Here is a 13,827-nt window from a genome sequence, read left to right on the forward strand (position 1 = left end):
TCTCGCCACCGAGAGCGCATTCGCCCTCAAAAAAACGTTGCAGGAGCAGCTATGACCAGTCCAAAGAAAACCGCGCCCGAACCTCGTGCCGAGGCTTCGCGAATCCGTGAAGGCTTGCCCTTCCCGCTAGGCGCGACCTGGGATGGCCTGGGGGTCAATTTCGCGCTGTTTTCGGCTAACGCGACCAAGGTCGAACTGTGCATCTTCGACGATGCTGGCGAGGTGGAACTCGAACGTATCGAATTACCGGAATACACCGACGAGATCTACCACGGCTACTTGCCCGATGCCCACCCGGGCTTGATCTACGGCTATCGCGTGTACGGTCCGTACGACCCGGCCAACGGTCATCGTTTCAACCCAAACAAGCTGCTGATCGATCCCTACGCCAAACAACTGGTCGGCCGATTGAAATGGTCCGAAGCGTTGTTCGGCTACACCATCGGCCATCCTGACGCCGACCTCAGTTTCGATGAACGGGACAGCGCGCCCTTCGTGCCCAAATGCAAAGTGATCGACCCGGCTCACACCTGGGGCCACGACCATCGGGTCAGCGTGCCGTGGGACAAGACGATCATTTATGAGACACACGTACGCGGTTTCAGCATGCGTCATCCCTCCGTCCCCGAGAACCTGCGCGGCACCTTCGCCGGGTTGATGGTCGATGACGTGCTGGAACACATCCGCAAACTCGGCGTGTCGACCGTGGAATTGCTGCCGATTCATGCCTTCGTCAATGACCAGCATCTGCTGCACAAAGGCATGACCAATTACTGGGGTTACAACAGCATCGCCTTCTTTGCCCCGGACCCACGCTACCTGGCCAGCGGCAAGATCGCCGAGTTCAAGGAGATGGTCGCGCACCTGCACGAGGCCAATCTGGAAGTGATCCTCGACGTGGTCTACAACCACACCGCCGAGGGCAACGAACAAGGCCCGACCCTGTCCATGCGCGGCATCGACAATGCCTCTTACTACCGCTTGAGACCCGACGACAAGCGCTACTACATCAACGATTCCGGCACCGGCAACACCCTGGACCTGAGCCACCCGTGCGTGCTGCAAATGGTCACCGACTCCCTGCGTTACTGGGCCACGGAAATGCACGTGGACGGCTTCCGCTTCGACCTGGCGACCATTCTTGGCCGCTACCACGACGGCTTCGACGAGCGTCACAGCTTCCTCGTGGCCTGCCGTCAGGACCCGGTGCTGCGCCAGGTGAAAATGATTGCGGAAGCGTGGGATTGTGGCCCCGGTGGCTATCAAGTCGGCAACTTTCCGCCGGGTTGGGTTGAGTGGAATGACAAATTCCGCGACACCGTGCGCGCGTTCTGGAAAGGCGACGACGGCCAACTGGCGGACTTCGCCAGCCGCATGACTGCCTCCGGCGAGATGTTCAATCAGCGTGGCCGGCGGCCGTATGCCTCGGTGAACTTCGTCACCGCCCACGACGGTTTCACCCTGAACGACCTGGTGTCGTACAACGACAAACACAACGAAGCCAACGACGAGAACAATCAGGACGGCAGCAACAACAACCTGTCCTGGAACCATGGCGTCGAAGGTCCGACCGACGATCCCGAGATCAATGAACTGCGCCAGCGCCAGATGCGCAATTTCTTTGCCACGTTGCTGCTGTCCCAGGGCACGCCGATGCTGGTAGCCGGCGACGAATTCGCCCGCACCCAGGAAGGCAACAACAATGCTTATTGCCAGGACAGCGAGATCGGTTGGGTCAATTGGGACCTGAGCGAAGACGGCAAGGCCCTGCTCAAGTTCGTCAAACGCCTGATCAAACTGCGCCTGACCTACCCGATCCTGCGGCGCGGGCGCTTCCTGGTGGGCAATTACAACGGAGACATCGGCGTCAAGGACGTGACCTGGCTGGCCCCGGACGGCAGCGAAATGTCCAACGAGCAATGGGAGGAAGGCCACGGTCGCTGCCTGGGCATGCTGCTCGATGGCCGCGCCCAGGAAACCGGCATTCGCCGCAAGGGTGCCGACGCGACCCTGCTGCTGGTGGTCAACGCCCACCATGACATCGTCAATTTCCTGCTGCCGGAAGTGCCTGACGGCGGTTTCTGGACCTGCATGATCGATACCAATCAACCGTCGATTCGAGGCCAGGAACACTTCGAATTCGGTCGCCAATACTCGGTCACCGGCCGTTCGCTGCTGCTGTTCGAATTGCAGCATGAGGAAGAAGAGTGAAAACGAGGCAATCCCTGTGGGAGCGAGCCTGCTCGCGAAGGCGATGGCACATGCGGCATTGATGTGACTGACAGACCGCTATCGCGAGCAGGCTCGCTCCCACAGGGTTTTGCTGATTTTTTGCGAACCCCGACACAGCCAGGGTTAAAAAAACCGCATCAGACCAAAGGCTGGGGCGACGAATAGCGTTTCATGGGCAATACTCTGCCCGCGGCAATCCAGGGTTCGGAGCGCTGCACATTGCTATCTACCCCGCCTTCACGGGTTTGCCAGGCTTGCTCCCCCGCAAGCATTGCGCATGACTGAGGGCAAGACTGAACAAGGACGTAGCGCCTATGAAAACAGTTTCCATCAGCGAAAACAGCTTGCCCGCGCAGATCTGGAACAGCGCCGCGCAACTGGACAACATTCCCGTCATCAACACCGAAACGCTGGTCCCGGCCGGCGCCCGCGCGGTGGTGATCGCCCCGCATCCCGGCGATGAAGTGGTGACCTGCGGTGGCCTGCTGCAACTGCTGTGCGTCCTCGGTCATCCCCTGCAATTGATCTCGATCACCGACGGTAGCGCCAGCCATCCAGGCTCGCGACAGTGGTCGGAAAAACGCCTGAGCGTGTTCCGCCCCCAGGAAAGCGTCGAAGCCTTGCGCCGGCTCGGGTTGCCGATGCACAGCCTGAAGTGGATTCGCGGCGGCTTCACCGACAATGCGCTGGCCGAGCGGGAGTCAGAGTTGACCCAATTCATCGTCCGCTACCTGCGCCCCGGCGATGTGGTGTTCAGCACCTGGCGCCAAGACGGCAATGTTGACCACGACGCTGTCGGCCGGGCCAGCGCCCGGGCTGCGGCCCTGGTCGGTGCGACGCTCAACGAAGTACCGGTCTGGGCCTGGCACTGGCCGATGCGCGATCACGGGCTGATCCCCTGGCATCGCGCGCGCAAGGTGCGCCTCGACACCTGGACCGTCGCGCGCAAAAGCCACGCCACCTACGCCTACGCCAGCCAACTCGACGGCGAACCGGCGATCGGCATCGCCCCGATGTTGCCCCGGGTGATTCTGGAGCGCATGCGGTTGCCGTATGAAATCGTGTTTGTCTGAATGACTCGAAGATTTTTCTTGTGGCGAGGGAGCTTGCTCCCGCCGGGCTGCGAAGCGGCCCCAAAATCATTGCGACTGTTGCGCAGCCGAACGGGAGCAAGCTCCCTCACCACAAAAGCACCCTTGCCACAAATCACGCTGAACTGCTCGCCCACGCATCAGTCGCATAGATACAGCAGCCCTGATTCAGAGGAGTGAACGTGACCAGCGATGCCGAACGCCAAGCCGTCGAATCAGTGCCATCGAACACGCCCCCGGCGATTCATCGACTCAGAGTGCTGACGGTCAACACTCACAAGGGCTTCACCGCCCTCAACCGACGCTTCATCCTTCCGGAATTGCGTGAAGCGGTACGCAGTACGTCGGCGGACCTGGTGTTTCTACAGGAAGTGGTCGGTGAGCACGACCGGCATTCCTCCCGTTACAACGACTGGCCACCAACCTCGCAATACGAGTTCCTGGCCGACAGCATGTGGAGCGATTTCGCGTACGGTCGCAACGCGGTCTATCCCAACGGCCACCACGGCAATGCCCTGCTGTCGAAATACCCGATACGCGAATTTCGTAACCTCGATGTCTCGATCACCGGCCCCGAGCGGCGCGGGTTGCTGCACTGTGTGCTGGATGTGCCGGGCCATGCCGAGGTGCATGCCATTTGCGTGCACCTGAGCCTGTTGGAAAGCCATCGACAACTCCAGCTCCAGTTGCTCTGCCTGTTGCTCGAATCGTTGCCTGACGATGCTCCGGTGATCATTGCCGGCGACTTCAACGACTGGCAGTTACAAGGCAACGCCGCCCTCGCCCGACGCGACTACCTGCATGAAGCCTTCGAACGCCACCATGGCCGGCCGGCGAAAACTTACCCGGCGCGGTTTCCCCTGCTGCGCCTGGACCGGATCTACCTGCGCAATGCCAGCAGTCATGAGCCGCGCATACTCGGCTACAAGCCCTGGACGCACCTGTCGGATCACTTGCCGCTGGCGGTGGAGGTGCGCCTTTAACACCGTCAAGCGACAGGCGCCAGGAACTGCCGCGCCCAACAGAAAAAATGACCGTAATAACGTGCCGGACTTGCTCATGAATTTTGCACGGGTGATCCGTCGCGCAACCGATAGCCCACTACCTAACACGTCTGGAGTGCACCTTTCAGAATGATTTTTCGCACAAACAACAACTTAGATCTGCGCCAAAAATCAGTCACTTACAGAACCAAAATTAGCAATACCACTTATCGGCCATTTTCTTGACGCGACGCCATCGGTCTTCTTAGCTAGTCCTTACTACCCCCGGAAATCCATCAGGGGCAAGCCTCCAGACACCCGTAAAAACGGGCGGGTCGGACCTTGCCTCAATCCATTCGGTCGCCCCTCATTCGGGGTAGGAGAGACGCCACAGCGAGATACGCATGCGATTGCAAGGCAGACCCCCATGAGAACTTCATTCACCCCACAAGAGATAAAAATTACTTTTTGCGTTGTCTCGGGTTCATTCCTGCTGTGCTCATCCATGGAGGTGCGAGCATCGCCCGCCGAGGATGAAACAACCCTCTGGTACAGCCAGGAACCGCCGACACTCACCTTGCCCTTCGGCTTCGCCACCTATCCCGACCGTTTACACAACTCACGCCTGACGATCGAAGACACTGCGCCTTCGGCCTGGGACTACGTCTATGGGGCGACATCGCGGCAGGCCCAAACCGATTATCTGGCCCAGGGCACAATTCCCGGCGCCAGCGAACTCAAAGGCCCGGCGCTCCTGACCGTGCAAAGCGCCAGCGGCAATACTCAACGGGTCGGACTGATCGGCGGCACCGCTCAATTCCAGGGCAACGACAACGGCCTGCTGACCAGCCGCGCCCTCGCCGACCCCGGTAATGACACGCTCAACCTTCAAGGCCAAAGCCTTGGTGCCTATTGGAGCTTGACCGGGCCGCAAGGCTGGCACGTAGATTTGTCGGCCAGCGGTGGCCGGGTCAGCGGTTACAGCCGCAACGACCAGGGCGCGCGGCAAGCCGCCGAGGGCAGCGCGGTGACATTGTCGGTGGAAGGGGGCTTCCCCATCGGCCTGAGCGATAACTGGGTGGTCGAACCCCAGGCGCAGTTGATCAATCAACGCATCACGCTGGATACGCCGTACGCCGGCTCCGGCAACGCCTCGTCCAGCGACGTGAACGCCTGGAGCGGACGGGTCGGGGCACGCTTGAAAGGCACTTACGATATCAACGGCCTGCCGGTCGAACCCTATGTGCGGACCAACCTGTGGCACACGGTGTACACCGGCAACACCGTCAGCCTGGATCAGGTCGACAAAATCAGCAGCAGCCGCAGCTCCTCGTCGGTGGACGTGGGTCTGGGGCTGGTGGCCAGAGTGACACCTTTGGTCAGCCTGTATGTCAGCGCCGATTACAGCAGCAATGTGGATGACAATGATTTGAACGGGTTGATTGGCAGCCTGGGTGTGCGGATGCGGTGGTGAGAGTATGCCTTCAAGACGTGCTTTGTTCGGACCGGCCTCTTCGCGAGCAGGCTCGCTCCCACATTTGAAATGCATTCCTCTGTGGGAGCGAGCCTGCTCGCGATAGGAGCGACGCGGTGTTAAATCAACCCTCCGGACGCAGGATCAACACCGCCAACGGCGGCAAATTCAACACCAGCGAAAGGGCCTGCCCATGGCTCGGCTCTTCCTCGGTGAACACCCCGCCACCGTTTCCATAATTGGACCCGGCATAAGTGTCGGCATCGCTGTTGATCAACTCGACCCAGCGCCCGGCAAACGGCGCGCCGATGCGGTAGGACTGACGCGGCACCGGAGTGAAGTTGGCCACCACCAACACCGGCCTGCCCTCCTTGCTCCAGCGCAGCCAGGCGTAGACGCTGTTGATCGCATCGTCGCCGATCAACCACTGGAAGCCTTGCGGGGCATCGTCCTGATCGTGCAGCGCCGGCTCTTCGCGATACAGCCGGTTCAGGTCACCGACCAGTTTGCGCACCCCCTGGTGTTCCGGGTATTGCAGTAAATACCAGTCCAGTTGCTGATCGTGATTCCACTCACGCCACTGGCCGAATTCGCAGCCCATGAACAACAGTTTCTTGCCAGGATGCGTCCACATGAAACTCAGATAAGCCCGCAGGTTGGCAAACTTCTGCCAGCGATCGCCGGGCATCTTGTCGATCAGCGAGTGCTTGCCGTGAACCACTTCGTCATGGGAAATCGGCAGGATGAAACGCTCGGACCAGGCATACACCAGGCCGAAACTCAGCTCGTTGTGATGATGGGCGCGGTATACCGGATCTTGCTGAATGTAATGCAGCGAATCGTGCATCCAGCCCATGTTCCACTTATAGGCAAAACCCAGTCCGCCCTGTTGCGTGCTCTGGCTGACACCCGGCCACGCGGTGGACTCTTCGGCAATCACCAGCGCGCCCGGTGCTTCCAGGGCCACTACATCGTTGAGATGGCGGACGAAATCGATGGCTTCCAGATTTTCCCGACCGCCGTGACGGTTGGGCACCCACTCGCCGGCCTTGCGCGAGTAATCGCGGTACAGCATCGACGCCACCGCGTCGACCCGCAGGCCATCGACGTGGAAGTGCTTGAGCCAGTGCAACGCCGACGCCAGCATATAACCGTGCACCTCGGTGCGGCCCAGGTTGTAGATCAGCGTGTCCCAGTCCTGGTGAAAACCCTCCATCGGGTTGCCGTACTCATACAACGCAGTGCCGTCGAACTGTGCAAGGCCGTGGGTATCGGTGGGGAAATGCGCCGGCACCCAATCGAGGATCACGCCGATCTCGGCCTGGTGACAGGCGTTGACGAAGGCAGCGAACTCATCCGGCGAGCCGTAACGGGCGCTCGGGGCGAATTGCGACAGCAGTTGATAACCCCATGAGCCACCGAACGGATGTTCCATGATCGGCATCAGCTCGATGTGGGTAAAACCCAGCTCCTTCACATAAGGAATCAGCCGCTCGGCCAACTCGGGCCAGGTGTACTGACGGGCGACTTCGCCCAGGTCATCCAGCTCGCATTGCCAGGAACCGGCGTGCAACTCGTAGATCGACAACGGTGCACTGGTTCGCTGACGCTCGCCCCGTGACTGCATCCAGGCCTGGTCCTGCCAGTCGACTTTCAGCGGTGAGGCGACTTTCGACGCGGTGTCCGGCGGCAGCGTGGTGGCGAGGGCCATCGGGTCGGCCTTGAGCGGCAGAATGCCGTGAGTACCGAGGATTTCGTATTTGTAGGCCTCCCCCGCTTGCAGGCGCGGGATGAACAGTTCCCAGACACCGGTAGGATGGCGCAGCCGCATCGGGTGCCGGCGACCGTCCCAGTTGTTGAAGTCACCAACCACCGACACCCGTTTGGCGTTCGGCGCCCATACGGCGAACCGCACGCCATCCACGCCATCGACCGTTTTCAGCTGCGCGCCAAGGCAACCACTCAGATCACGGTGATTACCCTCGGCGAACAGGTACAAGTCCATCTCACCGAGCAACGGGCCGAAGCTGTAAGGATCTTCTGACGTTTGTTCGCCGCCGGCCCAACGGGTACGCAGCAGATAGGGTTGCGCCCGATCGAAGTGGCCGACAAACAGCCCCGGTGTCTGGGTCGCCTCAAGATGGCCGAGCTCTTCCCCGGAGTCCTTGGCCAACACCTGCACGCTTAACGCGTCCGGCAGATAAGCGCGAATGAATTGCCCGCCAGCGCCATCGCCATGGGGGCCGAGTATTGCAAAAGGATCGTGATGTTCGGCACGCACCAGCGCGTCGATGTCCCGCGCCCTGGGCAACATTGCCTCTTTAGCGTGACCCTGTTCCTTGTTCGAGAAACTCATGACTACTCTCCACCAAGATCGGAAAAGGGTTTAAGCCCACTCAATAGTCCATATAAACCGTGCAACGGCACGGGCAGCCAAGTGGGGCGATTTTCAGCCTCATAGGCCACCTCATACGCCGCCTTCTCCAGACCGAACAACGCCAGCGCAGCGTCCTCGCCTTCAGGATCTTGCCATGCATGAGCAAGACTAGCTGCCGCCAGCCGATAAGCGTCGACAAATGATTGTCGCGCCTCTTTCAAATAACGCTCGGCGACGCGTTGACGCGCCATCCGGGCGTCGGGGGTGTTGTCGACATTCTGCACATTGATCATCATCGCCGCGGCGTAATCGAAGGAGCGCAACACGCCGCTGACATCTTTATAAGGGCTGTGTTTGCCCCGGCGTTCATGCAGCGGTCGCGCCGGTTCACCCTCAAAGTCGATCAGGTAGGCATCGCCCTTGATCACCAGCACCTGCCCCAAATGCAAGTCGCCATGGACGCGAATGCGCAAGCCGCCAGTCGCCTTTTTCCCCAATTCCTGAACATGACTGAGGATGGCTTTTTTGTTATCCAGCAATCGACCGACCAATGCCTGGTCCACCGCGTTCAGTTCGGTTTGATGCTGCTTGAGCAACTTCAGCGCGTGCTCCAATTGCGCCGTCACATCCTTGGCCGAGGCCAGGGCATCTTTCTGGGTAGTGGCCTGTGGCGCAAAATCCGGGTTGGCACTCGGGGCCGCCAACACCTGATGCATTTCCCCCAGGCGCTGGCCAAGCATGCCGGCGAAATCCTTCAGTTCGCCGAGGGCGTTGTAGTGCTGCTCCTGCTCGGACACGGCATCGGCGAGTTCGTCGCGAAGCGCCCGTTCGAGGTTGTTCTGCGTCCATTCCCACGCATCGCCCTGATTACTCAAATAGCCTTGGGCAATCATCAACAGCGTGTCCTCGCCCGCCGCATCGCGACGTATCACCGCCCCCAGCAGCGGCGAAATATTGGCAAAACCGGCGTGGGTCAGGTAGGCGCTCATTTCCAGTTCCGGGTGCACGCCTGACGCGACCTTGCGGATCAGTTTCAGCACCAGACTGCCGCCGATCACCACCGAACTGTTGGATTGCTCGGCGGACAGGTAACGCACCTGCGACTCGGCGCTCAGGCCCAGTCTGGCCAACTCTTCGGTAGGCTCGAAACGGATCTCGCCACCATCAGACGGCAACACCGTGCCGGCCTGCATTCCCTGCAACACCGCATGAACAAAGCTGTCGAGGCTGAAGGCGTCGGTGATCAAGCCGACCTGCCGACCGCGCCGGACCCTGGCCAGCGCCAATTGCTGCGGCAACGCCGCGCCGACCTGCTCCTCGGAGATAAAACCGAATGGCAACTGATAGCGGCTGGTCTGACCGCCGCTGGTGACATCGATTTCACCCAACAGCACTGGATGCTGCGGGTCGCCGAAGCGCACGCCGTAGGCGAGGTTGACGCTATCAATGGTGCCGTCCTTGCCAGCGAACCAGCGACGGTTCTGCAACCAGTTCGGCAGAATGCTCTGCTCCAGCGTGTGGCGGGACGGCGCTTCAAGCAGCTCTTCCATGCGTTCCTTCAGCACCAGGGTGGTGAAGTCCGGCAGGCTTTGCGCTGGCTCCACGTGCCAGCTCGGCATTTGGTTTTCCGCCGCCAGGCCGAACCAATAGAAGCCGTAAGGCGCCAGCGTCAGCAGGAAATTCAACTGGCCGATCGGCGGGAATGCATTGCCGCCGAGCATCTCCACCGGAACCATGCCGACGTATGCCGACAGATCCAGTTCCGCCGCTTGCGCGCTGCGGGACACGTTGGCCACGCACAAAATAATCTCGTGTTTGCCGTCCGGACCGGTGAATTCGCGGGTATAAGCCAGAATCCGTCGATTGCTCGGCGAGAGCATCTTCAACGTCCCGCGACCGAAGGCCTTGGACTGCTTGCGTATCGCGAGCATGCGCCGGGTCCAGTTCAACAATGAATGAGGGTCGCCAGCCTGGGTTTCGACGTTGACCGACAGGTAGCCGTATTGCGGGTCCATGATCGGCGGCAACACCAGGCTGGCCGGGTCGGCGCGGGAGAACCCGCCGTTACGGTCGATCGACCACTGCATCGGTGTGCGCACACCGTCGCGGTCGCCGAGGTAGATGTTGTCGCCCATGCCGATTTCATCACCGTAATACAGGGTCGGCGTGCCGGGCATCGACAGCAGCAGGCTGTTGAGCAATTCCACGCGGCGACGATCGCGCTCCATCAACGGCGCCAGACGCCGGCGAATCCCCAGGTTGATCCGCGCCCGACGGTCGGCCGCGTAGTAATTCCACAGGTAATCGCGCTCCCGGTCGGTGACCATTTCCAGGGTCAGCTCATCGTGGTTGCGCAGGAAAATCGCCCACTGGCAGTTGGCGGGAATTTCCGGGGTCTGACGCAGAATGTCGGTGATCGGGAAGCGGTCTTCCTGGGCCAACGCCATGTACATGCGCGGCATCAACGGGAAGTGAAAGGCCATATGGCATTCGTCGCCGTTCTGGCCGCTGGCATCGGTGTTGCCAAAGTACAGCTGAGTGTCTTCCGGCCACTGATTGGCCTCGGCCAGCAACATGCGGTCGGGATAGTTTGCGTCGATCTCGGCACGGATCTGCTTGAGGACATCGTGGGTTTCGGGGAGGTTTTCGTTGTGGGTGCCGTCGCGCTCGATCAGGTACGGGATCGCATCCAGGCGCAGACCGTCGATGCCCATGTCGAGCCAGTAACGCATCACCGACAGCACCGCTTTCATGACCTGCGGGTTGTCGAAGTTCAAGTCTGGCTGGTGGGAATAGAAACGGTGCCAGAAGTACTGACCGGCCACTGGGTCCCAGGTCCAGTTGGACTTTTCGGTGTCGAGAAAGATGATGCGGGTGCCGTCGTATTTTTGATCGTTATCGGACCAGACGTAGAAGTCGCGGGCCGCCGAACCGGGCTTGGCCTTGCGTGCGCGCTGGAACCACGCGTGCTGGTCCGAGGTGTGATTGATGACCAGTTCGGTAATCACCCGCAGACCGCGTTTGTGGGCCTCGGAAATGAAGCGTTTGGCATCGGCCATCGTGCCGTAGTCAGCGTGCACGCCACGGTATTCGGCGATGTCGTAGCCGTCGTCACGTCGTGGCGAGGGGTAGAACGGCAACAGCCAGATGGTGTTGACGCCCAGATCGGCGATGTAATCGAGTTTGGCGATAAGGCCGGGAAAGTCGCCGATCCCGTCATTGTTGGAGTCGAAAAAAGACTTAACGTGAACCTGGTAGATCACCGCATCCTTGTACCAGAGCGGGTCCTTGATGAAGGTGGCTGACCTGGGTTTCTTCGCCATTTGAAACTCCTGTTAATACTAGAGAACGCCTTGGCCGAGAGCGTGGGAACGATCATGACGGTGCGGTAATCCTCCAAATCCCGAACGGCAGATGCCACGGTTCGATCCGCATGAACTGGTACTTGCCGTGCCAGGTCCAGCGATGGCCGCTCATCAAGTCTTCACCCTGGGTGCTGGCGTCGTCAGGCAGGCCCATTTCCCACAGCGGCAATTCGAAATTCGCTTCCTGGGCGTTGTGCGGATCGAGGCTGACGGCCACCAGAATGAAATTGCTGCCATCAACGCTGCGTTTGCCGAAGTACAGAATGTTGTCGTTCCAGGCGTTGTAGACCTTCAGGCCCAGGTGCGTGTGCAACGCCGGGTTCTGCCGACGGATACGGTTGAGCTGGGCGATTTCGGCAATGATGTTGCCCGGCGCGTTGTAATCCCGTGGGCGGATTTCGTACTTCTCGGAATTGAGGTACTCCTCCCGCCCTGGCACCGGCGCCGCTTCACACAGTTCGAAACCCGAATACATGCCCCACAGCCCGGAGCCCATGGTCGCCAGCACGGCACGAATCAGAAAGCCGGCACGCCCGGACTCATGCAGGAACGCCGGGTTGATGTCTGGCGTGTTGACGAAAAAATTCGGCCGGTAGCATTCCCGCCATGGCGACTCGTTGAGTTCGGTGAAATAGGTCGCCAGCTCGGTCTTGGTGTTGCGCCAGGTGAAATAGGTGTAGCTCTGGGAGTAACCGACCTTGCCCAAACGCGCCATCATCGCCGGCGTGGTAAAGGCTTCGGCCAGGAAGATCACCTCGGGGTACAGCGCTCGCACATCGGCGATCAGCCACTGCCAGAACGGCAACGGTTTGGTGTGAGGGTTGTCGACGCGAAACAGCTTCACGCCCTCCTCGACCCAGCCCACCACGATGTCCCGCAACTCGGTCCACAGGCTGGGAATCGCGTCCACGGCATAGAAATCGACGTTGACGATGTCCTGGTATTTCTTCGGCGGGTTCTCGGCGTATTTGATCGTGCCGTCCGGCCGCCAGTTGAACCAGCCCGGATGTTGTTTGAGCCACGGGTGATCCTGGGAACACTGAATCGCAAAGTCGAGGGCCACTTCCAGCCCATGCTCGGCGGCGGCCGCGACCAGCCGGCGAAAGTCCTCGCGGCTGCCCAGTTCCGAGTGAATCGCCTCATGCCCGCCCTCTTCGCTGCCGATGGCGTAAGGGCTGCCCGGATCGTCAGGGCCGGCGGTCAACGAATTGTTCGGGCCTTTGCGGTAGCTGCGGCCGATCGGGTGAATCGGCGTGAAGTACAGCACGTCGAAGCCCATGTCCTGGATCATCGCCAGCCGCGTATGCACATCGTTGAAGGTGCCGTGACGGGCCGGGTCATTGGTGATCGAGCGCGGAAACAACTCATACCAACTGGCGAACTGCGCCAACTCCCGCTCCACGTCCACCGGGTATTCAGGGCTCAGGCTCAGGAAGGGACGATGGTCGGCCCGGGCCATCAAGTCCGCGCTGCGTTGGTGCAGAAACAAGGCGACCTGCTCGGTTTCGAGCAGACCGGACAGCTCATGGTGCAACGCCGCCAGTCGTTCGCTGAGTTGGCCGTCGCTGCGTTCGGCCGCCTGCTGGACGTGAGTGCGCCCTTCCTGCAACTCCAGGCTGACCGAGACGCCAGCAACGTGCTTTTTTTCCAGCTCATAACAAAAGCTGGCGTACTGATCGATCCAGGCTTCGAGACAGAACGCATAGCGGCCCTGCTGCTCGACACGGAACTGGCCCTGCCAGCCGTTATTGCCCAACTCGGCCATCACCTCGCTCTGCCAGGTGTCGTCGCCCTCGGCACGCCAGCGAATGCGCACGGCCAGTTTGTCGTGACCGTCGGCAAATACCTTGCTGGTCACCACCACGTCCTGGCCGACCACGGCTTTAACGGCGAATTGCCCGCCATCGAGGGCCGGCATGGTGTTTTCGATCACGATCCGCGGCAGCAGTAAGGCCTGCGACAGCGGTATATGGGGGTTGTAGCTTAGCTCTGTGGGTTTTTCAGCAGTCATCGAGCATCTCTCCTTTACGCCCCAAGGACGCTCTTGTGTCTGGTTGTCATTCACGCGAAGCAGTCTGCCCCAATATGAACTCACATAAGTTCCGAGCCACAGGCGCCGGCAAAGTTCAGAGGCAATTGCCAGTCTTTCCGGGAATCAAGTCCTCTGGGCACGGGTCAACCCACTTAAGCACGACTCACGCCATCTGCCACTGTAGACGGTCGTGAACCCATGAACCGATGGGCGGGGTGCGGTCCTTTTACAGCAGGGTGCCCGCCATTAATCGGTTGCACAGAACGATAACCG

At 60.4% G+C, this 13,827-nt stretch carries 7 protein-coding genes; 4 read left to right on the top strand and 3 right to left on the bottom strand.

Features of this window, described 5'->3' with window-relative positions; all coding sequences use genetic code 11:
• Positions 1-51 precede the first annotated feature (51 nt).
• From glgX to QMK51_RS15385, 4 genes are all read left to right on the top strand, one after another.
• Positions 52-2,211, top strand: coding sequence for a glycogen debranching protein GlgX (gene glgX, locus QMK51_RS15370; protein WP_320390770.1), 2,160 nt, complete (start codon positions 52-54; stop codon positions 2,209-2,211).
• 335 nt (positions 2,212-2,546) lie between these two features.
• Positions 2,547-3,305: a PIG-L family deacetylase gene (locus QMK51_RS15375; RefSeq protein WP_320390771.1), complete on the top strand. Its 759-nt coding sequence runs from the start codon at positions 2,547-2,549 to the stop codon at positions 3,303-3,305.
• Positions 3,306-3,505: 200 nt separating this feature from the next.
• Positions 3,506-4,306 (top strand): endonuclease/exonuclease/phosphatase family protein, encoded by an 801-nt coding sequence (locus tag QMK51_RS15380; RefSeq protein WP_258696005.1) that lies wholly within the window; start codon positions 3,506-3,508, stop codon positions 4,304-4,306.
• Between the two features lie 427 nt (positions 4,307-4,733).
• Positions 4,734-5,780 (top strand): autotransporter outer membrane beta-barrel domain-containing protein, encoded by a 1,047-nt coding sequence (locus tag QMK51_RS15385; RefSeq protein WP_320390772.1) that lies wholly within the window; start codon positions 4,734-4,736, stop codon positions 5,778-5,780.
• Between the two features lie 124 nt (positions 5,781-5,904).
• Here QMK51_RS15385 and glgB read toward each other — a convergent pair whose 3' ends face one another.
• From glgB to QMK51_RS15400, 3 genes are read right to left on the bottom strand one after another with little or no spacing between them, the layout of a single operon-like run.
• Entirely contained in the window at positions 5,905-8,136 is a 2,232-nt protein-coding gene (glgB, locus tag QMK51_RS15390; protein ID WP_320390773.1) for a 1,4-alpha-glucan branching protein GlgB, read from the bottom strand.
• Positions 8,137-8,138: 2 nt separating this feature from the next.
• The gene (gene treS / locus QMK51_RS15395; RefSeq protein ID WP_320390774.1) at positions 8,139-11,480 is read right to left on the bottom strand and encodes a maltose alpha-D-glucosyltransferase; all 3,342 of its coding nucleotides are present in this window, start codon (positions 11,478-11,480) and stop codon (positions 8,139-8,141) included.
• 52 nt (positions 11,481-11,532) lie between these two features.
• Complete coding sequence (locus tag QMK51_RS15400) at positions 11,533-13,533, bottom strand: alpha-1,4-glucan--maltose-1-phosphate maltosyltransferase (protein ID WP_320390775.1); 2,001 nt, start codon at positions 13,531-13,533, stop codon at positions 11,533-11,535.
• Positions 13,534-13,827: the final 294 nt, after the last annotated feature.

It is taken from the genome of Pseudomonas sp. P9_31 (genome assembly GCF_034008235.1).
In the GTDB taxonomy this organism is placed as follows: Bacteria; Pseudomonadota; Gammaproteobacteria; order Pseudomonadales; family Pseudomonadaceae; genus Aquipseudomonas.